This window comes from Halomonas sp. SCS19 (assembly GCF_040147015.1).
Lineage (GTDB): Bacteria > Pseudomonadota > Gammaproteobacteria > Pseudomonadales > Halomonadaceae > Halomonas > Halomonas litopenaei.
In genome coordinates, this window is sequence record NZ_JAMSHN010000001.1 from 1,196,156 (window position 1) to 1,220,249 (window position 24,094).

Annotated in this window: 19 protein-coding genes; 15 read left to right on the top strand and 4 right to left on the bottom strand. The window is 64.9% G+C overall.

Annotation, left to right across the window (positions count from 1 at the left end):
- Nucleotides 1-52: 52 nt before the first annotated feature.
- Nucleotides 53-751: a GntR family transcriptional regulator gene (locus NFH97_RS04990; protein WP_045992163.1), complete on the bottom strand. Its 699-nt coding sequence runs from the start codon at nucleotides 749-751 to the stop codon at nucleotides 53-55.
- A gap of 291 nt (nucleotides 752-1,042) precedes the next feature.
- Between NFH97_RS04990 and NFH97_RS04995 the strand changes: the two genes are divergently transcribed.
- The 10 genes from NFH97_RS04995 (at nucleotide 1,043) to NFH97_RS05040 (ending at nucleotide 14,521) form a co-directional block, all read left to right on the top strand.
- The gene (locus tag NFH97_RS04995) at nucleotides 1,043-2,038 is read left to right on the top strand and encodes a TRAP transporter substrate-binding protein (protein WP_108131311.1); all 996 of its coding nucleotides are present in this window, start codon (nucleotides 1,043-1,045) and stop codon (nucleotides 2,036-2,038) included.
- Nucleotides 2,039-2,105: 67 nt separating this feature from the next.
- Nucleotides 2,106-2,663 (top strand): TRAP transporter small permease subunit, encoded by a 558-nt coding sequence (locus tag NFH97_RS05000; RefSeq protein WP_222515635.1) that lies wholly within the window; start codon nucleotides 2,106-2,108, stop codon nucleotides 2,661-2,663.
- Nucleotides 2,663-4,012 (top strand): TRAP transporter large permease, encoded by a 1,350-nt coding sequence (locus tag NFH97_RS05005; protein ID WP_124802791.1) that lies wholly within the window; start codon nucleotides 2,663-2,665, stop codon nucleotides 4,010-4,012. Before NFH97_RS05000 ends, NFH97_RS05005 begins: the two co-directional genes overlap by 1 nt.
- A 76-nt stretch (nucleotides 4,013-4,088) precedes the next feature.
- Complete coding sequence (locus NFH97_RS05010) at nucleotides 4,089-5,444, top strand: malonyl-CoA decarboxylase (RefSeq protein WP_222568211.1); 1,356 nt, start codon at nucleotides 4,089-4,091, stop codon at nucleotides 5,442-5,444.
- Entirely contained in the window at nucleotides 5,441-6,964 is a 1,524-nt protein-coding gene (locus NFH97_RS05015) for a malonate--CoA ligase (RefSeq protein WP_108131308.1), read from the top strand. Before NFH97_RS05010 ends, NFH97_RS05015 begins: the two co-directional genes overlap by 4 nt.
- 189 nt (nucleotides 6,965-7,153) lie before the next feature.
- Nucleotides 7,154-8,179: an AraC family transcriptional regulator gene (locus tag NFH97_RS05020; RefSeq protein WP_045992169.1), complete on the top strand. Its 1,026-nt coding sequence runs from the start codon at nucleotides 7,154-7,156 to the stop codon at nucleotides 8,177-8,179.
- A gap of 81 nt (nucleotides 8,180-8,260) precedes the next feature.
- Nucleotides 8,261-10,075: an FAD-dependent oxidoreductase gene (locus NFH97_RS05025; RefSeq protein ID WP_261395050.1), complete on the top strand. Its 1,815-nt coding sequence runs from the start codon at nucleotides 8,261-8,263 to the stop codon at nucleotides 10,073-10,075.
- Nucleotides 10,072-11,511: a coniferyl aldehyde dehydrogenase gene (locus NFH97_RS05030; RefSeq protein WP_349624513.1), complete on the top strand. Its 1,440-nt coding sequence runs from the start codon at nucleotides 10,072-10,074 to the stop codon at nucleotides 11,509-11,511. Before NFH97_RS05025 ends, NFH97_RS05030 begins: the two co-directional genes overlap by 4 nt.
- A gap of 74 nt (nucleotides 11,512-11,585) precedes the next feature.
- Nucleotides 11,586-13,550 carry an acyl-CoA synthetase gene (locus NFH97_RS05035; protein ID WP_349624514.1) on the top strand — a complete coding sequence of 655 codons (1,965 nt, stop codon included), beginning with the start codon at nucleotides 11,586-11,588 and terminating at the stop codon, nucleotides 13,548-13,550.
- Between the two features lie 95 nt (nucleotides 13,551-13,645).
- Nucleotides 13,646-14,521 (top strand): SDR family NAD(P)-dependent oxidoreductase, encoded by an 876-nt coding sequence (locus NFH97_RS05040; RefSeq protein WP_349624515.1) that lies wholly within the window; start codon nucleotides 13,646-13,648, stop codon nucleotides 14,519-14,521.
- Between the two features lie 13 nt (nucleotides 14,522-14,534).
- Here NFH97_RS05040 and NFH97_RS05045 read toward each other — a convergent pair whose 3' ends face one another.
- Nucleotides 14,535-15,845 (bottom strand): DUF2252 domain-containing protein, encoded by a 1,311-nt coding sequence (locus NFH97_RS05045; protein ID WP_045992173.1) that lies wholly within the window; start codon nucleotides 15,843-15,845, stop codon nucleotides 14,535-14,537.
- A gap of 113 nt (nucleotides 15,846-15,958) precedes the next feature.
- Between NFH97_RS05045 and NFH97_RS05050 the strand changes: the two genes are divergently transcribed.
- Together NFH97_RS05050 and NFH97_RS05055 are read left to right on the top strand one after the other, a co-directional pair.
- Entirely contained in the window at nucleotides 15,959-17,470 is a 1,512-nt protein-coding gene (locus NFH97_RS05050; protein WP_349624516.1) for a DNA-3-methyladenine glycosylase 2 family protein, read from the top strand.
- Nucleotides 17,454-17,987, top strand: a complete 534-nt coding sequence (locus NFH97_RS05055) for a methylated-DNA--[protein]-cysteine S-methyltransferase (protein WP_349624517.1) — start codon at nucleotides 17,454-17,456, stop codon at nucleotides 17,985-17,987. The genes NFH97_RS05050 and NFH97_RS05055 overlap by 17 nt, the downstream gene beginning before the upstream one ends.
- A gap of 179 nt (nucleotides 17,988-18,166) precedes the next feature.
- Here the strand turns inward: NFH97_RS05055 and NFH97_RS05060 are convergent, their stop codons facing one another.
- Complete coding sequence (locus tag NFH97_RS05060; RefSeq protein ID WP_045992174.1) at nucleotides 18,167-18,523, bottom strand: DUF427 domain-containing protein; 357 nt, start codon at nucleotides 18,521-18,523, stop codon at nucleotides 18,167-18,169.
- Between the two features lie 410 nt (nucleotides 18,524-18,933).
- On the opposite strand from NFH97_RS05060, the gene NFH97_RS05065 reads away from it, so the two are divergent.
- On the top strand, nucleotides 18,934-19,659 hold the full coding sequence (locus NFH97_RS05065) for a hypothetical protein (protein WP_052704305.1): 726 nt from the start codon (nucleotides 18,934-18,936) through the stop codon (nucleotides 19,657-19,659).
- 394 nt (nucleotides 19,660-20,053) lie between these two features.
- A complete protein-coding gene (gene chrA / locus NFH97_RS05070; RefSeq protein WP_349624518.1) occupies nucleotides 20,054-21,274 on the top strand; it encodes a chromate efflux transporter in 1,221 nt (406 codons plus the stop codon).
- 256 nt (nucleotides 21,275-21,530) lie between these two features.
- On the opposite strand, the gene NFH97_RS05075 is transcribed toward chrA, so the two are convergent.
- Entirely contained in the window at nucleotides 21,531-22,247 is a 717-nt protein-coding gene (locus tag NFH97_RS05075) for a DUF3581 family protein (RefSeq protein ID WP_045991757.1), read from the bottom strand.
- A gap of 258 nt (nucleotides 22,248-22,505) precedes the next feature.
- Here NFH97_RS05075 and nhaD point away from each other — a divergent pair, with 258 nt between their 5' ends.
- A complete protein-coding gene (nhaD, locus tag NFH97_RS05080) occupies nucleotides 22,506-23,984 on the top strand; it encodes a sodium:proton antiporter NhaD (RefSeq protein ID WP_045991758.1) in 1,479 nt (492 codons plus the stop codon).
- The last annotated feature ends 110 nt before the right edge of the window (nucleotides 23,985-24,094 follow it).

The window sequence follows — 24,094 nt, forward strand, 5'->3', positions numbered from 1 at the left end:
TCGTCAAGCGACATTGCTTGCGACACCACCATCTCGGTACGGCAGGGCCCGGCTAGTTCGAGGCAGTGGCGCGCCGCAACTCGCCCCCTCCCTCCTCCAGCTTGCGCACGCTGGAGACAAAGTCGCTGAAGCGCTCGCCCTGGATCAGCACGTGGTCACGCAGGATGCGCTCGGCGCTCTCGGCATCACCGGCTTCGATCGCCTGGAGCACCTCACGGTGTTCATCGAGCGAGCTCTGCATGCGTGAACGCACCTGCAATTGCAGGCGTCGATAGGGCTTGAGCCGCTGCTTGAGGGTCTGGGCCTCTTCGGCCAGGAAGGCGTTGTGGCTGGCCTGATAGATGACGCTGTGGAAGGCTTCGTTCTCGTAGTAGTAGTCGTCGCTGTCACCGGTCTCGCCGGCGCGGCGGCATCCTTCGAAGGCGTCGCGCAGGGCCTTGAGTTCATCGGCTGAGATTCTCCGCGCTGCCAGTCGACCGCACATGCCCTCGAGTTCGGCCATCACCTCGAACATTTCGATCAGTCGCTCGAGCCCTAGCCTGGCGACAAAGGTGCCCTTCTTGGGGTAGACGGTCACCAGGCCACTGGCCACCAGCTGCTGGATGGCCTCGCGCACCGGGGTACGCGATACCTGGTAGGTCCGGCACAGCTCTTCGGGGTCCAGTCGCTCACCCGGTGTGCGCCGACCATTGATGATGTCGTCCTCGAGAGAGTCCCGCAGACGCTGGGCGTTGGAGGGCTTCTTGCTCATATGGCTGTCCCCTGGCTGTCCCTTGGCTGAACTCGAATCGTTCCAGCATATCCTGTCCTGATGCGACTGACCCCTCGGCGCCCTCACCCCACCATGGTCTAAGCCCTACGAATTGACAGGAATATACATGCTGGCTATTGATGTATACATCATAGCAGATAAAAAATGTTTGACCTCCATCCCCCGCGCCGACCTCGGCGCGTTTATCCCACCACCACAACAGTGATCATCACGCTCGCTACAACACCCACTACAACAATCATCACAACAACAACGCCTCGAGGAGTCACCATGAAACGCCAAGCTCTCACTCTCGCCGTCGCCGCCATCGCCACCGCCAGCGCGTCTATTGCCAGCGCCGAGACCACCCTGCGCGTGTCCCACCAGTTTCCCGGTGGCCAGGGCGACGTGCGCGACGAAATGGTCCAGTTGATGGCCAAGGAGGTCGAAGCCGCCGGCGTCGACCTGGCCCTGCAGGTCTATCCCGGCCAGTCGCTGTTCAAGGCCAAGGAGCAGTGGGGCGCGCTGGTACGCGGCCGCCTGGACATGACCTCGCTGCCGCTGGACTACGCCAGCGGTCGCCATCCCGAATTCTCGGCCACCCTGATGCCGGGTCTGGTGCGTAATCACGAGCGTGCCCAGCGCCTCAACGACTCCGAGTTCATGGACATGATCAAGCAGGTGATCGAGGACGCCGGCGCTCGCGTGCTGGCCGACGCCTGGCTGGCCGGCGGTTTTGCCTCCAACCAGCAGTGCATCACCTCGCCCGACACCGTGCAGGGCCAGACCATGCGTGCGGCTGGCCCGGCCTTCGACGAGATGCTGGCCACCGCCGGCGCCTCCATCGCCTCGATGCCATCGTCGGAGATCTATACCGCCATGCAGACCGGCGTGCTCGACGGCGCCAACACCTCGTCGGGTTCCTTCGTCTCCTATCGCATCTACGAGCAGGTCAGCTGCCTGACGGCGCCGGGCGAGAACGCCCTGTGGTTCATGTACGAGCCGATCCTGATCTCCGAACAGAGCTGGAACGGGCTCAACGAGGAGCAGCAGCAGGCACTGATCGACGCTGGCGAGAAGGCCGAGGCGTACTTCGCCGAGCAGGCCGCCCAGCTCGACCAGACCATGGTGGAAGTGTTCGAGGAAAACGGCGTCGAAGTGGTCCAGATGTCCCAGGAAGACTACGACGCCTGGCTCGAGGTAGCGAAAGAGAGCGCCTACAAGAGCTTTGCCGAGAACGTCGACAACGGCCAGGCACTGATCGACGCCGCCCTGGCGGTGGAATAGACCGAGGTGGGCGCGGCCGCTGGCCGCGCCTCGTCGTTCGTCGCTGTCGTGTCACCTCGGAGGCTCCATGTCACACACACCGTCCCACTCTCCCCCCCACGTCTCTGCACCCGCAGCCCCCGGTTCCCGGCGACATGCCTCCGGCCCGGTGGGCGCTTTCTGTCGGCTGATGGACCGGCTATCCATCGCTATGGCAGTGGTGGCCGGCGCCGCCCTCTTTGCAGGGGTGCTGGCCGTCTGCCACATGATCTTCGTGCGCTACCTGCTCGGTGAAAGCACCACCTGGCAGACCGAATTCGCGATCTTCTCGATCACCGGCGCCATGCTGCTGGGCGCCCCCTATGTGCTGCTGACCGGCGGCCAAGTGGCGGTCACGGTGCTGCCCGATGCGCTCAAGGGCGGCATCAAGTGCGCCATGAACCTGGTCGCCTCACTGTGCGGCCTGGCCTTCTGCATCGCCCTGGCCTACGGCTCCTGGCTCTACCTGCTGGAGGCCTACCACGGAGGCTGGACCACCGGCACGGTGTGGAATCCGCCGCTGTGGCCAGCACTGGTGCCGCTGGCGCTGGGCTCGACCCTGCTGGCGCTGCAGTACCTGGCGGAAATTCTGGGAGGAGCACGCTGATGGATCCGGTTACCAGTGGCATCCTTATCGTTACCGCCCTGTTCGTGCTGATGGCCATCGGCACGCCCATCGCCTTTGCCCTCGGCGGCGTGTCCCTCGCCGCCCTGGTGATGGACCGGGGCGTCAGCGAGCTGACCTACTTCGGCGAGACCTTCTTCGGCAGCCTGGCGTCGTTCGGCTTCGTCGCGATTCCGATGTTCATCCTGATGGGCGCTGCCGTGGCTTCCTCCCCCACCGGCCGCGACCTCTACCGTTCGCTGGACCTGTGGCTCGGCAAGGTGCCGGGGGGACTGGCCATTTCCAATATCGGCGCCTGCTCGATCTTCGCCGCCCTGTCCGGCTCGTCGCCTGCCACCAGCGCCGCCATCGGCAAGCTGGGTATCCCCGAGATGCGCAAGCGCGGCTATCCCGACGGCGTGGCGGCTGGCTGCATCGCCGCCGGCGGCACCCTGGGCATCCTGATTCCGCCCTCGGTCACCATGATCGTCTATGGCATTTCCACCGAGACCTCGATCGGACGGCTGTTCATCGCCGGCGCCCTGCCCGGCATCATGCTGGCGCTGTTGTTCATGGCCTGGACGCTGATCGCCTGCAAGCTGGCCGGTGGCTATGACACCCCCAGCCCCGTCGCCGATGCCGCCCGCGAGCTCAAGGACACCGTCGCCAGGAACGTCGAGACCAACATGAAGGCGCTGGTGCGGGTGCTGCCCTTCCTGGTGGTGGTCAGCGGTATCCTGTTCGCTCTCTACGGCGGTGTCGCCACGCCCTCGGAGGCGGCCGGTGCCGGGGCCTTCCTGTGTCTGGCCCTGGCCATCGTGGTCTATCGCATGTGGCAGGTGAAACCGCTGACCACCATCATGCGCGACGCTCTGCGCGAGAGCGTGATGATCATGCTGATCATCGCCTGCGCCGAGATCTTCGCCTACGCCCTGTCGTCGCTGTTCATCACCCAGACGGTGGCCGAGGCGATCGCGGCACTGGAGGTCAATCGCTGGGTACTGATGGGGATCATCAACGTCTTCTTGCTGGTGGCCGGTTTCTTCCTGCCGCCGGTGGCGGTGATCGTGATGACCGCGCCGATCCTGCTGCCGATCATTCTGGCGGCCAACTTCGATCCCTACTGGTTCGCGGTGGTCCTGACCATCAACCTGGAGATCGGCCTGATCACCCCGCCGGTGGGCCTTAACCTGTTCATCATCAAGGGGATCGCGCCGGATATCGCGCTCAAGGACATCCTGCTCGGCAGCCTGCCCTATGCCCTGTGCATGGTGCTCGGCATCGTGCTGCTGTGCTTCTTCCCGGGCATCGCCACCTGGCTGCCGGACCTGATCATGGAGAGCGCCGGATGATCCCGACGCCGACGCGTGTGACCAGCGGGCCACCAGGCCCGCTCCCACCTGGCCCAGCCCCGAGGAGATGTCCCCGATGAACTTCAGCTTTCTGCAGGAACTGTTCTCCAGTATCACGCAGCGTGACGCCTTGCTCAGACGCCGGGGCGATGGCCCGCCGCTGGAACATACCCAGGTGATCGACGCCTGTCGCAAGCTTCTGGAAAGCGATGGCGAGGCCTCCAGCATCGCCCTGGCCGGCCAGGCCCTGGACGGCTACAGCTGCCTCGATGAAGACGAGAAGACGCGCTTCTTCAAGTGCCTGACCGAGCAGTTCAGTGCCGATGCCGAGGCCGTCGACGGCGCCTACGAGTGCTACCGGGACAGTCGCGGCAATGTCGACCTGCAGCGACTGTTCGAGGCCTGCGAACCGCAGCGCCAGGAGCTGTTGCGCCGGCTCAACCTTACCGCCGGCGGCACCTATGAGCTGGTGCGCATGCGCGAGGACCTGCTGCCCCGGCTCAAGGCCTTCCCGGCGCTGGAGGCGCTCGATGCCGACTTCGCCCACCTGTTCGCGTCCTGGTTCAATCGTGGCTTTCTGGTGCTCAAGCGGATCGACTGGAACACCCCGGCGGCGGTACTGGAGAAGATCATCCGCTACGAGGCAGTGCACGAGATCTGCGACTGGAACGACCTGCGCAGGCGCCTCGACGCCCGGGACCGGCGCTGCTTCGCCTTCTTTCACCCGGCCATCGGCGACGAGCCGCTGATCTTCGTGGAGGTGGCCCTGACCAGGGGCATGCCCGAGCGCATCCAGCCGATCCTGGACGCCAACCACGAGGCCATCGAGGCCGAAGACGCCGACAGTGCGGCCTTCTTCGGCATCAGCAACTGCCAGGTCGGCCTGCGCGGCATCTCCTTCGGCAACTTCCTGATCAAACAGGTGGTCAAGGAGCTGAAGTCGGAACTGCCGCGGCTGAAGAACTTCGTCACCCTGTCACCGGTACCCGGCTTTCGCGCCTGGCTGGACGCCGAGCGCCAGGACCAACGCGGTCGCCTCGACGACGACACCCGCGCCCTGCTGGCCGAGCTCGATCAGGACGACTGGCTCGAGGACTCCGAGCGCAGCAAGGCCCTGGGTGAGGTGATCAAGCCGCTGGCCGCTCACTACCTCACCAAGGAGCGCAACGCGCGCAATCTGCCGCTGAATACCGTCGCTCGCTTCCATCTCGGCAATGGCGCCGAACTGCACCGCATCAACTGGCTCGGTGATACCTCTCGCCGGGGGCTGTCACAGTTCGGCTCACTGATGGTCAACTATCTCTACGTGCTCGACGACATCGAAGGCAACCATGAGCGCTACACCACCGAAGGCAAGGTGGCCTGCTCGTCTCAGGTCAGGGACCAGCGTCGTCGCGCCCGCAAGCACTTGAAGGGAGATCCCGTCACATGAATCACAACCTCTTTGCCACCTTTGAAAAGCGCATGACCGAGCGTGGCGACGCGCCCTTCATCACCACCCGCGAAGGCCGTGACTACCGCTACAGCGATGCGCTGGAAGCGGTGGCCAGGCTCGCCGGGGCGCTGGTCGCGCTCGGCGTGGGGCCCGGTGACCGGGTTGCCGTCCAGGTCGACAAGAGCCCCGAGGCGATCCTTCTGTACCTGGCGAGCCTCAAGGTCGGCGGGGTCTACCTGCCGCTCAATACCGGCTACACCAGCGAGGAGATTCGCTACTTCCTCGGTGACGCCGAACCCGCCCTGTTCGTCTGCCGCCCGGATTCACTCACGGCCGCCCGCGAGGTCGCTGCCTCCTGCGGTGGCGCCCGAGTCGAATCCCTGGGCACCGCCGCCGACGGTAGCCTGATGGAGGCCGCCGAGGCGGCCACACCGGTCACCGAGATGCTCGAGCGCGGGCCGGATGACCTGGCCGCGATCCTCTACACCTCTGGCACCACCGGCCGCTCCAAGGGCGCCATGCTGAGCCATCGCAATCTTGGCTCCAATGCCGAGTCGCTGGTCGAGGCCTGGCGCTTCGACGAGCACGACCGGCTGATCCATGCCCTGCCGATCTTCCATACCCATGGGCTGTTCGTGGCCTGCAACGTGATCCTGATGGCCGGCGCCAGCATGCGCTTCCTGGCGAAGTTCGACCCGGACGTGATCTTCGAGGAAATGGCCGAAGGCACCACCATGATGGGGGTGCCGACCTTCTACACCCGGCTGCTCAAGGATCCCCGCCTGACCCGCGAGGCCACCGCCCGCATGCGCCTGTTCACCTCGGGGTCGGCGCCGCTGACGGCGGAGACCCACGAGGCCTTCGAGGCCGCCACCGGCCACGCCATCCTCGAGCGCTACGGCATGACCGAAACCAACATGAACACCTCCAACCCCTACGACGGTGATCGCATCGCCGGCACCGTGGGCATGCCGCTGCCCGGCGTCGAGGTGCGCATCACCGACCGTGAGGGTGGCAACCATACGCCGCTGCCCCAGGGCGAGATCGGCATGCTCGAGGTGCGCGGCCCCAATGTGTTCCAGGGCTACTGGCGGATGCCCGAGAAGACCGCCGAGGAGTTGCTGGAAGATGGCTTCTTCATCACCGGCGACCTGGCCCAGATCGATGAGCGGGGCTATGTGCAGATCGTCGGACGCGACAAGGATCTGGTGATCTCCGGCGGCTACAACGTCTACCCCAAGGAGGTCGAGGGGCATATCGACGAGATGGACGGCGTCGCCGAATCCGCGGTCATCGGCCTGCCCCACCCTGACCTGGGCGAAGGGGTGACCGCGGTGGTGGTGCCCGCCGAAGGCGCCTCGCCCCAGGAGGCCGACGTCATCGCCGCGCTGAGCGACAAGCTGGCCCGCTACAAGCAGCCCAAGCGGGTATTCTTCGTCGACAGCCTGCCGCGCAATACCATGGGCAAGGTGCAGAAGAATCAGCTGCGCGATCGCTTCAAGGACACCTATCGCTGAGTCCGGGACGCCTCTTCGGCGCAGCTCGACACTCGCTCTATCATCGGCGGCGCCCTGCGGGGCGCCGCCGGCGTATACCAGCACCTCCCGCTTCGGCATATTAGACGCCTGGCATCTATATCTTTTGACCAAGCGCGGCCCCGCGCACAGAGCGATATACTGATCACACCCTGTCCCGGAGATACCCCCATGCAGCCCATGGTGCGTGCCGCGGCCCTGACCGGCTACCGTACCCTGCTCGACGAGCAGGGTGTCGATGCCGACCAGGCGCTGGCACGACTGTCGTTGCCGCCGGACTACCTCGACCGGCCGGACCGCCTGATTCCGGTGGCCACCAAGATCGACCTGCTCGAACTGGGTGCCCAGATGAGCGGCTGTCGCCACTTCGGCCTGCTGCTGGGGCGCTACCAGAATATCTCGATGCTGGGCATGGTGGGCCTGCTGATCCAGCAGTGCGCCACCCTGCGCGAGGCGATGGTCACCGTGGCCGAGGAAATCGGCCGCCACGTGCAAGGACTCGATGTGCGTCTCGAGGAGCGCGATGACCAGGCCTACTACCACTTCACCTATCGTGTGCCCGGGCGCAGTGCCCCATCACGCCAGCACAACGACAATACCTTGATGGGCGCCTACAACATCCTCACCTTCCTCTACGGCGAGCCGATCAAGCTGCGCGCGGTCTACCTGTGCGGCGAGGAGCCAAGAGACCTCGAACCCTACACCCAGCAACTGCACTCGGCGCTGCGCTTCAATCATCCCGAGAACACCCTGGTGTTCGACCGCAGCTGTCTCGACCACGCCATCGCCGGAGGCAGTCCGGCCCTGCGGCACCTGATCAACTCCTTGATGCACCGTCATCGCTGGGACGACATCGAAAGCAAGGTGGAGTGGATCATCACCAACCTGCTGCCGCTCGATCAGGTCAGCCTTGAGGCCGTGGCCCAGGCCCTGGACGTACCACCGCGTACCCTCCAGGACCGCCTGCTCAAGCGCGGCCTGAGCTTCCAGCAGTTGCTCGATCGCGTACGCATGCGCAGCGCTCGGGTCTACATGCTCGACACCCAACTGAGCCTGACCGAGATCGCCGACCTGCTTGGCTACAGCCAATTGAGCGCCCTGACCCGCAGCTTCAAGCGAATCATGGGCGAGAGTCCCGCCCAATGGCGACGAAAGCATAAGACCGAAACGCTCGATATTGCGCGATCTGTCAAATAGCGCGCGCCTTCGGTCAATCCGTCCGGCCCTGCCTTCACTATGCTCGGTGTAGACAACAACGACAGCGTGAGGGGCCAGTCCATGACGTCCAGCCAAGACGACCGTTTCGACTATGACCAGATCATCATCGGCACCGGCTTCGGTGGCTCGGTGAGCGCGCTGAGGCTCTCGGAAAAGGGCCATCGCGTGCTGATGCTGGAGAAGGGCCGGCGCTGGAAGGACGAGGAATTTTCGGACAACTCCTGGAACCTGAAAAAATTCCTGTGGGCCCCCAGGCTCGGTCTGACCGGCAATCTGCAGATCAGCCTGACCCGCAAGATCACCGCCCTGCACGGCGTCGGCGTCGGCGGCGGCTCGCTGGTCTACGCCAATGTGCACCTGATTCCCAAGGACGAGGTCTTTGCCGCCGAGTCCTGGACCCGGGTCCATGGCGACTGGAAGCAACGCCTGGCACCCTTCTACGGCCTTGCCCAGCGCATGCTCGGTGTCACCCGTAGCCACTACGAGAACGCCGCCGACGAAGCGCTGAAGGAAACCGCAAGGCGCATGGGCCGCGAACACACCTACCAGAGGGTCAATACCGGGGTGCTGTTTCCCGAGGATCCCGACGACGCCAGCGGCGCCGAGCGCGGTGATCCCTACTTCGACGGCGACGGCCCCGAGCGCAACAGCTGTCAATACTGTGGCGGCTGCACCATGGGCTGTCGCCACAACGCCAAGAATACTCTGGTCAAGAACTACCTGTGGTTTGCCGAACGCAACGGCGTGGAAATACGCGCCGAGAGTGAGGTCACGCGCATCGAGGCGCTGCCCGATGCCAAGGGACAGCGCGACGGCAGCGCCGGCTACGAGATCACGGTGCAGTCCTCCACCGCCTGGTTCGCCAAGAAGCCCTACCGGCTGCGCTGCCGGGGCCTGGTGCTGTCCGCTGGCGTATTCGGCACCATCCCGCTGCTGCTCAAGGCCAGGGACCAGGACCAGACCCTGCCCCGGCTGTCATCGCGCCTGGGGCGAGAGGTCCGCACCAACTCCGAGACGCTGATCGTCAACACCGCCAGGTTCGCCGACGCCAGCGGCCAGCCCCAGGAAATCTGCCACGGCCCGACCATCACCTCGATGTTCGATCCCGATGACGAGACCCGTATCGAGATCAACCGCTTCCCCCGCTACGGCGACGCCACCTTCGCGCTGCAGAGCGCCGTGCCGCTGACCGATACCCATGGTCAGGTGCCGCGCTCGGTCAGCATGCTGATCAATATCCTGCGCCAGCCGCTGACCACGTTGCGAATGCTCAACCCGGTGGGCAAGTCGAAACACTCGATCATCTTTCTGGTGATGCAGACCAGGGACACCTACGTCCACCTGAAGAGCCAGCGCCCCTGGTACACCATGTTCAAGCCCGGCTGGTCGGTATACCAGGACAAGGATGACCGGGCGCTGTCGAACTACTTCCCCATCGCCCACGAGGCGGCGCGTCACTTCGTCGAGGCCGCCGGTGGCGGCGAGGCCGGCAACGTGGCCACCGAAGTGCTCTCCGGCGCCCCCAGCACCGCCCACCTGATGGGTGGCGTCGCCATCGGCACCAGCGCCGAGGATGGCGTCGTCGATGATCGCGGTCGCGCCTTCGGCTACCACAATCTAAGGGTCATCGATGGCTCGCTGATTCCCGGCAACCTGGGGGTGAACCCTTCGCTGACCATCCTCGCCCTGGCGGAGTACGCCTGGGCCGAGGAGCCTGTGTTCGATGAAGGACGGGCCGCCGAGGTGTCCCGCATCCACTTTTCCAAGCCCCTGCCGGGCTCCTGCTCGGCCCTGGACGGCCACGGCGACCTGCACGGCCTGATTGCCAGCGACGCCGCCACAACGACCACCGCGACCTCTGGAGTCGACGCATGAATGCCCCCTTGATGTCACCCGATCCCCGCACCCTCGATCAGCTTGAGCAGTCCTTCCACCAGCAGCGAAGCGCCTATCTGGCGGCGCCGGTACCAAGCTACCGGGAGCGCATCGGCCACCTAAAGGCCCTGGCCAACATGCTCAAGGACCACCAGGAGGCGTTCGTCCAGGCGATCAGCGACGACTTCGGCAATCGCTCCCGCGAGGAGACCCTGTTCTGCGAGTTCGTGGTGGTGCTCGGCGATATCAAGGACGCCATCAAGCACCTGAAGTCGTGGATGAAGCCCCAGCGCCGCCGGGTCGACCACAGCCTCTACTTCGGTGCACGCAACAGCGTCATCCCGCAACCGCTGGGCGTCGTCGGTGTACTGGTGCCCTGGAACTTTCCGCTGAACCTGAGCCTCGCCCCCTTGATCGGCATCTTCGCCGCCGGCAACCGGGCGCTGGTCAAGATGTCGGATCGTTCTCCCCGACTGGCCCAGCTGCTGATCGACCTCAGCCCCGACTACTTCCCCGAGGAAAAGCTCAAGTTCTTCGCCGACGACGGCGAGCTGGGGCCTCACTTCACCCGCCTGCCCTTCGACCATCTGGTGTTCACCGGGTCCACCGCCACCGGGCGCAAGGTCATGGCCAACGCCGCCGACAACCTGACCCCGGTCACCCTGGAATTGGGCGGCAAGGCACCGGCGATCATCGCCCCGGACTTCTCCCTGGCCGAGGCCGCTCGGCGAATCCTGTTCGTCAAGCTGCTCAACGCCGGCCAGATCTGTACCACGGTGGACTACCTGTTCCTCCCGGAAGGTAGCGTGGATGCCCTGGTCGACACCGCCAAGGGCATCGTCGGACACCGCTACCCCGACCTCTCTAGTCCCGACTACACCTCGATCATCGACGACGCCTCCTTCGCCCGGCTCGAGGCAACCCTGGAGGACGCCAGGGCCAAGGGCGCGCGGGTGATTCCCCTGTCGCAACAGCCAAGCGACCCTGAGACCCGCAAGTTCGCCCCGCACCTGGTGCTGGACGTGACCGATGACATGGAGATCATGCAGCGCGAAATCTTCGGTCCGCTGCTACCGGTCAAGACCTACCGCCAGCCGGAAGAAGTCATCGACTACATCAACGCACGTCCTCGTCCGCTGGCGCTGTATCCGTTCTCCCAGGACAGGGCGCTGGTGGACCTTTACATCGAGCGTATCCAGTCGGGCGGCGTCTCGGTCAACCATGCCCTCTTGCACGTGGGCCAGCATGACCTGCCGTTCGGTGGTGTGGGTGACAGCGGCATGGGTCACTACCACGGCCGCGACGGCTTCATCACCTTCTCCAAGATGCGCCCGGTCTACCGTCAGGGCCCTGTCGACAGCATGAAACTGTTGATACCGCCCTATACCAGCACCACCCACAAGGTCCTCAAACTGATGCAGTGGCTGGTCCGCTAGCACGTTCAACAACAACACTTACGATTGCTGCTGTCGCGCCTGGTCCCGACGCCGCGACGCCTCGAGAAACCAAGATGACCATCGACACCGCCTCCGCCGCCGCCTCGCCCCTGCCCTCCTACCTCGAGCGAATTAGTCGTTTTCCGGCGATTCGCGATCGCGCCGACATCGAGGTCATCGAGGCAACCCCCTGGGCCTCGCTGGAGCTGCCCGACAGCACCCTCGAGCTGATTCAGATCAGCGCCAGGCGCCGACCCGACGCCACCGCGCTGCGCTTCGTGATGGACGCCACGGCCCAGCAGCAGGGACAGCGCTACACCTACGCCGAGTTTCTTGCCCGTGTGGTGCAGGCTGCCAACGCCTTTCACCGCCTCGGCGTGGACGCAGACGACGTGGTGTCCTTTCTGCTGCCGAGCCTGCCCCAGACCCACTTCACCCTGTGGGGCGGCGAGGCGGCCGGCGTGGTCAACCCGATCAACCCGATGCTGGAGCCCGAGCATATCGCCGGCATCATGAACGCCGCCGGCACCCGAGTGCTGGTGGCGCTGGCGCCCTTTCCGGGCAGCGACATCTGGGACAAGGTGGAAGCCATCAAGGACCGGGTACCGAGCCTCGAAAAGGTGCTGTACGTCGATGCCGCGCGCTTTCTCGGCGACGACGAAGCCCGCGCTCTGCGCGAACGTCTGCCGCTGCCCGACGCCGCCGACTGGTGCGAGGACTTCGACCGTTGCCTCGATCGGGCCCCCGCCGATCGGCTCATCAATGAACGTAGGATTCGCCCCGAGGAGCGCGCCTCGCTGTTCCACACCGGGGGCACCACCGGGTTGCCCAAGCTGGCACCCCATAGCCACGCCAACGAGGTGGCCAACGCGGCGATGATGCAGATGCTGTTTCGCCACCGAGAGGACGCGGTGATCCTCTGTGGCCTGCCGCTGTTTCACGTCAACGCCGTGCTGATCACCGGCCTGGTGCCGCTGATGATCGGCGCCGAGATCCTGCTGGCCACCCCGGGCGGCTTCCGCAGCCCCGGCCTGGTCGACAACTTCTGGTCGCTGGTGGAGCGCCACCGGGTCAGCTTCTTCAGTGCGGTGCCGGCGATCTTCTCTCGCCTGCTCGAGGTGCCCTTCGGTGACGCCGAGGTATCGAGCCTCGAAAGTGCATTGAGTGGCGGCGCGCCCCTGCCCCGGGCAGTCCACGGCCACTTCGAGGAGCTGACCGGCATCTCGCTGATCGAGGGCTTCGGCATGACCGAAGGCACCTGCGGCAGCATGGCCAACCCGCTCGCAGGCGAGCGTCGCACCGGATCGGTGGGCCTGGCGCTGCCCTATACCGGTGCCCGGGTGGTCGCCCTCGACGACCAGGGCCGCTACCTGCACGACTGTGCAGTCAACGAGATCGGGACACTGTTGATCCGCGGCCCCAACGTCTTCGACGGTTACTCCAGGCCCGAACAGAACCGCGACATCTGGGTCGAGGATGGCTGGTTCAACACCGGCGACCTGGCCCGCCAGGATGCCGACGGCTATTTGTGGATCACCGGGCGCGCCAAGGACCTGATCATCCGCGGGGGGCACAACATCGATCCGCAGATGATCGAAGACGCGCTCTACCGCCACCCCGCGGTGCAGATGGCCGCTGCCGTGGGCAAGCCCTGCGACCGGGTCGGCGAACTGCCGGTGGCCTACGTCAGCCTGCAACCGGGTCGCAAGGTCAACGAGGACGACCTGCTCAGCCACTGTCAGGCCCACCTGGCCGAGAAGGCCGCCATCCCCAAGAACATCTGGATCCTCGACAGCATTCCGCTGACGGCGGTGGGCAAGGTGTTCAAGCCGGCCCTACGCCAGGACGCGGTCACCCGGGTGTATGGCGAGATCGCCGACGCCGAACTGGGGTCCGGGGTGGCACGCATCACGGCATGCCAGGATGCGACCCTCGGCCTGGTGGCGGAGATCAGGGTGCCGGGCGATGTCGATCTCTCCTCTCTCAAGGCCCGCCTCGAGGCCTTCCCGATCCCCTGCCGCTGGCGACAGGCATCCTGATCACCGAGAGCGTTTGGCACACCGTCGACCACCACCATCCACAAGAGGCCACGCTTGTCAGACTGCCATGACAGGCTGGCGGCTGGAGAGTCACCATGTTCGAACATCGTCACTTCGTCATCACCGGAGGTTCCTCGGGTCTGGGCCTGGCGCTGGCACAGCGGCTGGTACGCGAGGGCGCGCGGGTCACCCTGGTGGCCCGCAACGAACAGCGCCTGCTTGCCGCGCTCGAGACGCTGCGAGGCGAGTCGCCGGCGGCGGTGGTCGACTGCCGGGTGGCGGACGTCACCGGTGAAACCGCGACGCAGGAGGCCATGGCCGCCATCGCCGCCGAAAGCGGCGCCATCGACGGTCTGATCAACTGCGCCGGGGTAATGCGCGAGGGCTACTTCGAGACACTGACCCAGCGGGACTTTCGCGAGGTCATGGAGGTCAACTACTTCGGCCCGCTCAACGCCACTCGGGCGGCGCTGCCGTTCCTGGCGGCCCAAGGCGGGCGCCAGCACGGACACAAGGGCAATGCCCCCGCGGCTTGGCTGATCAATATCGCTTCGGTAGCGGGCTTGACCGGGGTCTTTGGCTACACCCCCTACTGCGCCAGCAAGCACGCTCTGGTGGGACTGACCGAGTCGCTCTACTACGAGCTCGCACCCCAGGGCATCCGGGTACAGCTGGTGTGCCCCGGCGAGTTCGACTCGCCCATGGTCGACACCCTGGAACAGGGCCGGACGCCGGAAAATCGCGCCCAGACCCTGTCCATCCCCAAGGCCAGCCTGGACGCCATCGCTGACGATACCCTCACGGGACTGCACAAGGGTGACTACCTGATCGTGCCGACCCGCCAGGCACGCCTGGCCACCCTTGGCATGCGCCTGGTGCCCGGTCTGTCGCGCAAGCTGATGACGCGGACCCTGGCGCGGGTCTATCGAGGCCCTGCCCGCGAGCCGCTGGAGCCGGGCGAGCAGACCTGAGCCAGGCCAGGCATCACTGCCGATCCTTGCGTGACTGCACAAAGGTCTGATGGTCCTGGGCCACACAACGCGCGTAGCTGTGCGCCAGGGTGGTCACCATCTCGACCACCTGATCGAGGTGACCGTCGACCCGCCGGCCCACCGCCCGGGCAAAACGGCCCGGATCGTCCGGCGTCAGCGCAGCGGCGCCGCGCAGGTGCTCGCGGGCGAGGATGCCACCCCACTGCTTTACCAGCTGGCGATAGTCCTTGCCGCCCTTCAGCTTGTGGGTAGGAAAGTCTTCCTTGTAGGGCGAGCGCTCGCGCACCGAGAACACCTTGTCGCCCAGGTGCAGCCAGCCCAGGTAGATATCCGGGTGTTCGGCGATGGCGTGGAAAGCGGCGGCATGGCGAATGCCCTCATGCGGGAAGGTCGCCTTCCAGGCGCGCTTGCCGGCCTCGCTCATCAGCACCAGTCCGGCCGGCCCAGGCTGCTCCTTGACGTCGAGAATGACATCGTCGTGCTCGTGGTCCTTGCCACCCTCGATCAGCACGTAGAAACGGTCCAGTCCCAGTGAACCGGTGCCCGCATCCAGACGCCGCGCGGTGTCCTTGATGCGAAAGTGCTCGTCCTCGGACTCGCTGCGCTCGCCTTTCAGGGTATCGCGATACTCCTCGTTGATGGCCTTGCGCAACTGGCTGTCCAGGTGGGCAGGCAGGTTGGACAGCTTGCCCTCACGCTCGAGCCGGCGGCCGTCATCGTCGAGCCGGGTCCACTTGTCGAGCATCTTGGCCCGACTCTTCTTGCGCTCGACCTTTTGCATGAACGGCTTGAGCGGCCCCTTGGCGCTCTCCACATTGACGTACCCTGGGGTCTCGCCTCGGCGATGGTCGGCAAGCTCCCGATGGTAGGCCAGCACCAGGTGCTTGAGACCACGGCGCAGCGCCTTGGGCGAAAGACCCTGATTGTCGTGGGCGTCCAGCACCAGACTGATGGCCAGGCGCCAGAGATCATACTGATAGTCACCGATCAGCGAGTCGTCGAAATCGTCCATGCCGTAGCGCACGTGGTCATCGTGGTGGCCATAGGCGCCGAAGTTGAAGGCGTGGGCGTCACCCTGCAACCAGGTCTGGGTGTCGACCTGACCGCCGTAGAGCGAAAAGCGCCAGTCATGCCAGACATCGGCCCAGTACAGATGATTGGTGCCTCGAAAGAAGGCGTAGGGCGAGGCCGCGATCTTGTCGAACTTGGCCTGCCGGTCGTCTTCCCTGAGACCGGTATTGGCTGCCTCGATGGCGTCAAGCACCTGACGCGGACGATTGTGGCGAGTCAAGGGTAGCGACATGCGGTTCTCCTGTGCGGGGGGGACAACGATCTTCCAGTGAGTGCCGATTTCCGCCATTGTGGGGACAAGGACGCGATAGACTTGTCCTCAAGCATACCGTCTGGGAGAGGGACATGCCTGCGCCGTCCACCAACCTGAACGCCACCCGCCAGCCAGGCGCCCCGGGCCACGCATCAGGCGCCCGCGCATCCCACCCCATGACGCTTGACCTCGCGACGCTGCGACGTGCCCGGCTCAGCCGGGACCCACGCTTCGACGGTCGCTTCTTCGTGGCGGTGCTGACCACCGGTATCTTCTGTCGGCCCATCTGTCCGGCGCGACTGCCGCGGGAAGACAACGTGCGCTACTACGAAAGTGCGCTGGGCGCGCTCCAGGCGGGTTACCGACCGTGTCTGCGCTGTCGTCCCGACAGCGCCCCCGGCTCGCCTGCCTGGCAAGGTAGTGACACCACCCTCAAGCGAGCGCTTGCGCTGATCGACCAGGGCGCACTGGATGGTGACTCGGTCGAGGCCCTGGCCGCACGGCTCGGTATCGGAGCTCGCCATCTACGAGGGCTGTTTCAGCGCCACCTGGGCATTACGCCATCGGGCTATGCGCAGCATCGTCGCTGTCTGTTCGCCAAACAGTTGCTGCATGAATCGAGCCTGACCATCGGCGAGGTCGCGCTGGCCAGCGGCTTCGGCAGCGTACGACGCTTCAACGAGGTGTTCCGCGAGCGCATCGGACTCAGCCCCCGTGATATTCGCCGGCGCGTGTCGAGCACCAGCACGCGCAAGGACACAGGGCAGGGGCTCGGCCAGTGCCTGAGCCTGACCCTCGGCTATCGCCCCCCTTACGCCTTCGCCACGCTGCGCGACTTCTTCGCCCGCCGAGCGATCCGCGGTCTCGAGTGGGTCGGCGACGATCACTATGGCCGACGTTTCTGCTGGCGTAGCGCCCGTGGGCACTTCACCGCCTTCCATCAGCCCGAACGCCATGGCTTTCGTGTCGAACTGGTCATCGACGATCTGAATCAGGTGACCGGCGTCATCGCCAATATTCGGCGCATGCTCGACCTGGACGCTACCCCCTCATTGATCGACGCGACCCTGCGCGACGCGGCTCCCGGTCTGTCACTGGTGGAAGGCCTGCGCCTGCCTGGGCTATGGTCACCCTTCGAGGCTGCCGTTCGCGCCGTACTCGGCCAGCAGGTCAGCCTCGTCCAGGCGCGCGCCCTGACCCAGACGCTGGTCGATGCCCTCGGCGAGAGGACCCCGGACGGTGGCTGCCACTTTCCGAGCGCGGCGTCGCTGGCAGGCTCGCCGCTTGCCTTTCTCGGCATGCCCGACAGCCGACGCCAGACGCTTCGACGCCTGGCCGAGGCGGTGGCAGGTGACGAGCGCAAGCCTCCGCACTGGGAGGACATTCTCGGCATCGGCCCCTGGACCGCCGGCTACGCCCGTCTAAGGGGCGAAAGCGATCCCGATGTCTGGCTCGCCGGTGACGCCGTGATTCGACGCGTCCTGTCCCCCCCTTCATTGGCTGGGGGCGACAGCGACATCGGCATTGACATCGACAAGGCCCGCCCCTGGCGCAGCTATCTGCTGCTGCAACTCTGGAGTCATGACCATGACAACGACCCTTGATCCCATCGCCTGTCTCGACGCCTTCGCTGGACTCGAGGTCTACCATCCGCCCGAGGTCGACGCCCTGGGAGCCATCGTCATCGCCGCTACCGCTGGCGGCGTCGCCCGACTCGACTTTATCGACGTCGGCCGGGCCGAGACCATCACGACTCGCCCCTCGGAGCACACTCGCGCCTGCCGCGAACAACTTGATGACTACTTTCAGGGGCGACGCCAGAGCTTCTCGCTGCCGCTGGATCCCCTGGGCACCGACTTCCAGCGTCAGGTGTGGAAGGCGCTGTCGGAGATCCCCTTCGGCGAGACCCGAAGCTACGCCCAGATCGCCGAAGGACTCGGCCGCAAGGGAGCCCACCGGGCGGTGGGCGCGGCCAACGGACGTAATCCCATCGCCATCGTGGTGCCCTGCCACCGGGTCATCGGCAGTGATGGCAGTCTGACCGGTTATGCAGGTGGCATGGGGCGCAAGCAATGGCTGCTGGCCTTCGAGGCCCAGGAAGTGCCGCTGGAACTGTGCTGACCAGTTCCTGACCGCCTGACCGCCTGACCGCCTGACAGGGCTCTCTATCGTCAGGTGGCATGGGGCGCAAGCAATGGCTGCTGGCCTTCGAGGCCCAGGAAGTGCCGCTGGAGCTGTGCTGACCAGTTTCTGACCGCCTGACCGCCTGACAGGGCTCTCTATCGCCAAGCGGCCCCTCTTCAGGATTCGACGCTGGCGGTCGCCACCCTGGGATCGAATACCAGGTGGGCGCGGATCGCCTGGACGCCATCGAGGGGTTGCTCGTAGCTCCACACCGAATCTTCGTAACGGCGGCCGTTGACCTCCACATGGAAGTAGCGAGCGTCACCCTTGAACGGGCAGTGGGTGCGGGTGTCGCTTTCCACCAGACGGCTCATGTCGACGTCGCTGCGAGGCAGGTAGAGACGTGGCGGGTAGCCCGGTTCGGTGAGTTCCAGCGCGTGCAGGGTGTCGGCCAGGACCTGGCCTTCGACGTCCACTCTTACGCGGGTGGTCAAGGGGTAGATCGAGATTCGCTCCGTACGGGGGGTATCCATCGGCAGCATCCTCTGCGTGTCGGGAAGATGACGGTCTCGTCGAGTGCTGGCGAAGACCGAACCGGATTCCCGGGTGCCCTGCGCGGGCCCATTACGAAGAACCCCCGACGCCATCGCCTGCTCTCAAATTTCCATGAATCACAGTACCACGCCTGTAGAACACACTTTCAGCGTACTTTTTGCTGATTCAGCCTGATGCGCCGATTCAGCACAGCACTATCGCCCAGAGCTAGTGAGTGCTTATTAAGTGGTATCCGATATCCAGGTTTTTTATGCTAAGGACCGGGCGTGCGCTGAAATTCGGGCGTCGCTCTTGTCATGTCGTCCGTCCGTTCGACTGCCCCCCTCGTTCGACTGACCTGGTGTCTCATTCGCCCCGTCGCCATCCAACGCTCATCCAAGGACATCCGATGCCCCCCTTTGCACGTACCTCCCTCATTCTGGCGCTTCCTCTGCTGACCACCGCCTGCGCCGGCATGTCCACCAGCAAGCCTGCCGTGGCCCAGCAGCTCGACTGGTCCGCCGCTCCGGTCTATTCCACCCTGACCCTGAGCGCCGGCTTCCAGCCGGATCCCCAGACCCTCGACGTGATGGCCGGCGGCAATACCCGGGCCAGTGTGGTCAGCGCCGACTGCGCCGGCTTCGTCAACGCCGAGGCTCCGGATGTGGACATCAACTACACCGCCGGCAGCTATCCGCTGAAGATCGCCGCCACCTCGGCCAGCGATACCACCCTGGTGGTCTACGACGCCAGCGGCATCTGGCACTGCAGCGATGACGCCGACGGCACCGATCCGGCGGTGGTACTGACCTCGCCCCCCAGCGGCAACTACAACGTCTGGGTCGGCAGCTACGATGGCAGCGGCCAGCTGGCACCCGCGACCCTGGTGGTATCCGAGTCGCTGTCCACCAGCAGCGCAGCGTCGGCCGGCGCCTCTGCCAGCGCATCGAGCAGCTACGTCGGTGGCGAGATCGAGTGGGGCGACGACGGCAGCCAGTGGAGCCACGACGGTGAGTGCGATGATCCTCGCTTCGCCGGCCCCGGCGTTGCCAGCGGCAATATCGAAGCCGATCGTTTCCACGACGCCAGCGACTGCCGCAGTCTGTATGAACAGGGCCGCCTCTACCTGCGCTAGGGCTTGTCTGAAAAGTGCCTGCGCTCGGTAATACGGCGTTAAAAATCGGCTGGTTCGCCAGCCCGGTCAAAATGCTCATTTACACCCCGTAAACTGCGCTTTCTCACCGATTTTTGCCTTGTCTAACCTTCGCTCGTCGACTTTTCGGACAGCGCCTAAGGCTTGCCTGAAAAGTACCGGCGCTGGCTCACTGGCGGGATGGGGCCCTGGCCGAAGGGCCAGTCGGCCAGACTGGGGATAGAGTGGAGATTGAGTTGAGATAGGGTGGAGACAGAGCGCAGACAGAGAGGGGGCATGACGCCCCCTGTCCATGCCACCTGCCTTCCGTTATCTCCTTTCATTTCACTGTCACCTCGAGGTGCCAGACTGGACTGCCACTTTTCGCGGTGACGTCATGGAACACAGCCCTCAACAATCGCAACAACCCCTCCGACAACAGCCGCGACGCCACCTGGATATCTTTCTGACCTTCCTTGGCCTCGGGCTGACGTCCTTCGGCGGTCCGGTCGCTCATCTGGGGTACTTCCATCAGGTCTTCGTCAAGCGCCGAGCCTGGCTGAGCGAATCCGCCTACGCCGAACTGGTGGCGCTGTGCCAATTTCTTCCCGGCCCGGCCAGCAGCCAGGTGGGGCTTGCCATCGGACTGATCCGCGGCGGCCTGGTCGGCGCCCTGCTGGCCTGGCTCGCCTTCACCCTGCCCTCGGCACTGGCGATGATGGCCTTCGCCTATGGTGCCGGTGCCATGGACGGCGCCCTTGGCGAAGCGCTGATCCACTCGCTCAAGCTGGTCGCCGTGGTGGTCGTCGCCCAGGCCCTGACCGGCATGGCCCGCAGCCTCTGCCCGGATCTTCCGCGTGCCGGGATGGCGCTGGTGGCGCTTGCCATCATGCTGGTCGTCGGCGGCATCGGCGCCCAGGTGGCGGTCATCGTGCTGGGAGCCCTGGCAGGTCTCCTGCTGCTGGAAGGCGCGACGTCAACGTCGACCGACGACGCTGGCGTGCCGGCACCATCGCTGGCGTCCTGGGCGAGTCCCGTTGCCCTGGTGCTGTTCGCGCTGCTGCTGGGAGGGCTGCCCCTGCTGCACTGGCTCTCGCCCAACGCCTGGACGACGCTGGCCGACGGTTTCTATCGCGCCGGCGCACTGGTGTTTGGCGGGGGCCATGTGGTGTTGCCGCTGCTGGACGCCGAGGTGGTCGGCCGCGGGCTGGTCTCGACTCAGGAGTTTACGGCTGGCTACGGCGCCGCTCAGGCTGTTCCGGGGCCGCTGTTCACCTTCGCCGCCTATCTGGGCAGCGTTGCCGGCGGCGTGTGGGCGGGCGCCCTGGCGCTGGTCGCCATCTTCCTTCCCGGGGCCCTGCTGGTGATCGGGCTGTTGCCGGCCTGGCAACGGCTCTGCCGTCGCCCTCGCCTGAGGGCCGCCATGAGCGGTGCCAACGCCGCTGTGGTCGGGCTGCTGGGGGCCGCCTTCATCGATCCGGTGTGGCAAAGCGCCATCGTCTCGACCCTCGACGTGGCGATCGTGGTGGCAGGATTCGTGCTGCTGAAGCGGCTGCCGGTGTGGGCACTGGTGCTGGCGTTTCTGGCGTTGGGGCTGGTCAGGGGGCTGCTGGGCTAGGGCTTGTCTGAAAAGTGCCTGCGCTCGGTAATACGGCGTTAAAAATCGGCTGGTGCGCCAGCCCGGTCAAAATGCTCATTTACACCCCGTAAACTGCGCTTTCTCACCGATTTTTGCCTTGTCTAACCTTCGCTCGTCGACTTTTCGGGCAGCGCCTAGGGCTTGGCTGGTACGAAAGGTGCCTGCCTGCCCATGAAGAAGGTGTCGCTCCCGACGCCGGCGATACCAGCAGCCGGCCGTCAGGTCCGGCCCGGACTCAGCAGGGAGTGCCGGCGTGATCCCGCTTCAACTGGTAGAACTGGTCGACGATGTCGTCCATGGCCTCGGCGTCATAGGGACACAGGCCACTGACCACCAGCTTCTTGCCACCATGACCGATACTTTCTCCAGCGGCGTCGATGGCGAACTCGAGGTGCACGTCACCGCGCTTGCCGATGACCTCCAGGCGGGAATCCAGCAGCCGTAACGCCGGCGCCAGCGCATCCAGTCGCGTCAGCGAAAAGCCCATGCTGTCGTAGATCACCAGCGGCCGCTTGGGATTGAACATGACACCGCAGTCTTCCATCAGCGGCTTCATGTAGTGAGGAAAGTTCTTTCCAGAAAACGCCACGTAGCAGCGCGTGAAGGCTTCGACGACGCTCTCGTCGAAGGTCACCTCTCCGCGCCGTTCGACCTCCAGATAGCACTTGCCGTCATCGTCCAGCACCCGTATCACCCGGTCGCCTTCCTCGCGAAAACTGAGCGCCCGATCCGCCCCCACCATGGCGAGAAAGCGAAAGTTCATGTGCGGCGACAGTCCGAAACGCTTCAGCACCAGAGCGAACAACAGGTCGCCCGGCACGCAGAACCGCCGTGCGCCCGGTGTGTGAATGGGGTTGAAGTCGCCGGCTATGCACTTGGCGAAGCGGCTCGCCTGGTCAGCGGAAATCACGATGCGATCATCGACGCAGGAGTGGTAGTCATCAAGAAACATGGAGCAGGCGCCTGGCTGAAACTGAAGATGGAGCTCCCGGAGGCTCTCCAGGCGAGCATGATGCCACAGAACCTGCCGAGATGAGCACCGCCGGCATCAACTAGCACAGATTCTTGCCCCGACAACCGGACAGGGCCTCACTACTCCTACCAAAGGTGCATTCCAGCGCGCCTTTGGCAGCATATTGCAGTGCAAAACGCTGTGGTAGTCTCGACGTCGATTTCTCCCTTTCTCATTCACTTTCAGGATGACATCGTCATGCATAATTATGACAACAAGAGGATACGACGACCGGGTCGCTGGCTCGTCCTCGCCGCTCTGCTGTTGATGGGGCTCACCCTGGCGGGAGCCAGCCAGGCGGTGACCGGAGAACTCGACCTCACCGGCTCCTTCGCCGGCTTTCTGGCGGTGGCCATCTTCGTGCTGGCCTACGCCCTGGTGATGGCGGAAGAAAAGCTGCACATGCGCAAGTCCAAGCCCGTGCTGGTGGCGGCAGGCCTTATCTGGGCGCTGATCGGCTGGACCTACGTGCAATCCGGTATGCCGGATGAGGCCGAGCATGCCTTCCATATGACGCTGCTGGAATTCTCCGAGCTGATGCTGTTCCTGCTGGTAGCGATGACCTACATCAACGCCATGGACGAGCGCCGGATCTTCGATGGCCTGCGTTCCTGGATGGTCCAGAAAGGCTTCAGCTACCGCACCCTGTTCTGGCTCACCGGCGGCCTTGCCTTCGTCATCTCGCCGATCGCCGACAACCTGACCACGGCGTTGCTGATGTGTGCGGTGGTGACCAAGGTGGCCGAAGGTGACAAGCGCTTCATCAATCTCTGCTGTATCAACATCGTGGTCGCAGCCAACGCAGGTGGCGCCTTCAGCCCCTTCGGCGACATCACCACCCTGATGGTCTGGCAGGCCGGCCTGATCGAATTTCAGGAGTTCTTCGAACTGCTGATTCCCTCGCTGATCAACTTTGTGGTCCCGGCGGTGGTGATGAGCTTCTTCATCCACAATCGCACCCCGGACAGCCTCGAGGAGACGGTGGAGCTCAAGCGTGGGGCACGCCGCATCATCGTCCTGTTCCTGCTCACGGTGGCCACCGCCGTTGCCTGCCACACCCTGCTGCACCTGCCGCCGGTGCTTGGCATGATGACCGGACTGGGCTATCTGCAGTTCTTTGGCTTCTATCTGCGCAAGAGCCTGCCCAAGTCGCTGGATCGCAAGCGCACCGTCTATACCCAGAAGGGCGACTGGAAGAAGCTCGAGCAACTCGGCAGCGTGGTCCCCTTCGATGTGTTCAACCGGGTCGCCCGGGCTGAGTGGGACACCCTGCTGTTCTTCTATGGTGTCGTCATGTGCGTTGGCGGTCTTGGCTTCATGGGCTATCTCGGACTGCTGTCTGACGTGATGTACAACCAGTGGGACGCGACCTGGGCCAATATCGCGCTCGGTGTCATTTCGGCGGTGGTCGACAACATTCCGGTGATGTTCGCGGTACTGACCATGGAGCCAGAGATGTCCCACGGCCACTGGCTGTTGATCACCCTGACCGCTGGCGTCGGTGGTAGCCTGCTGTCGATCGGTTCCGCTGCTGGCGTCGCGCTGATGGGCCAGGCACGCGGCTATTACACCTTCATGGGCCACCTGCGCTGGGCCCCGGTGATCGCGCTGGGCTACGCCGCCAGCGTCGCGGCGCACCTGTGGTTGAACCAGGCCAGCTTCGCCATTCAGGGCTGAATCCCGGCCGTCCCTCTCTCTGCCATGCCACCTTCGCAAGCACCACATCGCCTTGCGTTGGTGGCATAAACTCTTTACTACCTCTCTTTTCCCCCACAGTGACTCACCTT

What these genes read in the sequence shown, in the direction of transcription:
- NFH97_RS04990 (WP_045992163.1), bottom strand. Translation starts at nt 751, where the DNA reads ATGAGCAAGAAGCCCTCCAACGCCCAGCGTCTGCGGGACTCTCTCGAG.
- NFH97_RS04995 (WP_108131311.1), top strand. Translation starts at nt 1,043, where the DNA reads ATGAAACGCCAAGCTCTCACTCTCGCCGTCGCCGCCATCGCCACCGCC.
- NFH97_RS05000 (WP_222515635.1), top strand. Translation starts at nt 2,106, where the DNA reads ATGTCACACACACCGTCCCACTCTCCCCCCCACGTCTCTGCACCCGCA.
- NFH97_RS05005 (WP_124802791.1), top strand. Translation starts at nt 2,663, where the DNA reads ATGGATCCGGTTACCAGTGGCATCCTTATCGTTACCGCCCTGTTCGTG.
- NFH97_RS05010 (WP_222568211.1), top strand. Translation starts at nt 4,089, where the DNA reads ATGAACTTCAGCTTTCTGCAGGAACTGTTCTCCAGTATCACGCAGCGT.
- NFH97_RS05015 (WP_108131308.1), top strand. Translation starts at nt 5,441, where the DNA reads ATGAATCACAACCTCTTTGCCACCTTTGAAAAGCGCATGACCGAGCGT.
- NFH97_RS05020 (WP_045992169.1), top strand. Translation starts at nt 7,154, where the DNA reads ATGCAGCCCATGGTGCGTGCCGCGGCCCTGACCGGCTACCGTACCCTG.
- NFH97_RS05025 (WP_261395050.1), top strand. Translation starts at nt 8,261, where the DNA reads ATGACGTCCAGCCAAGACGACCGTTTCGACTATGACCAGATCATCATC.
- NFH97_RS05030 (WP_349624513.1), top strand. Translation starts at nt 10,072, where the DNA reads ATGAATGCCCCCTTGATGTCACCCGATCCCCGCACCCTCGATCAGCTT.
- NFH97_RS05035 (WP_349624514.1), top strand. Translation starts at nt 11,586, where the DNA reads ATGACCATCGACACCGCCTCCGCCGCCGCCTCGCCCCTGCCCTCCTAC.
- NFH97_RS05040 (WP_349624515.1), top strand. Translation starts at nt 13,646, where the DNA reads ATGTTCGAACATCGTCACTTCGTCATCACCGGAGGTTCCTCGGGTCTG.
- NFH97_RS05045 (WP_045992173.1), bottom strand. Translation starts at nt 15,845, where the DNA reads ATGTCGCTACCCTTGACTCGCCACAATCGTCCGCGTCAGGTGCTTGAC.
- NFH97_RS05050 (WP_349624516.1), top strand. Translation starts at nt 15,959, where the DNA reads ATGCCTGCGCCGTCCACCAACCTGAACGCCACCCGCCAGCCAGGCGCC.
- NFH97_RS05055 (WP_349624517.1), top strand. Translation starts at nt 17,454, where the DNA reads ATGACAACGACCCTTGATCCCATCGCCTGTCTCGACGCCTTCGCTGGA.
- NFH97_RS05060 (WP_045992174.1), bottom strand. Translation starts at nt 18,523, where the DNA reads ATGGATACCCCCCGTACGGAGCGAATCTCGATCTACCCCTTGACCACC.
- NFH97_RS05065 (WP_052704305.1), top strand. Translation starts at nt 18,934, where the DNA reads ATGCCCCCCTTTGCACGTACCTCCCTCATTCTGGCGCTTCCTCTGCTG.
- chrA (WP_349624518.1), top strand. Translation starts at nt 20,054, where the DNA reads ATGGAACACAGCCCTCAACAATCGCAACAACCCCTCCGACAACAGCCG.
- NFH97_RS05075 (WP_045991757.1), bottom strand. Translation starts at nt 22,247, where the DNA reads ATGTTTCTTGATGACTACCACTCCTGCGTCGATGATCGCATCGTGATT.
- nhaD (WP_045991758.1), top strand. Translation starts at nt 22,506, where the DNA reads ATGCATAATTATGACAACAAGAGGATACGACGACCGGGTCGCTGGCTC.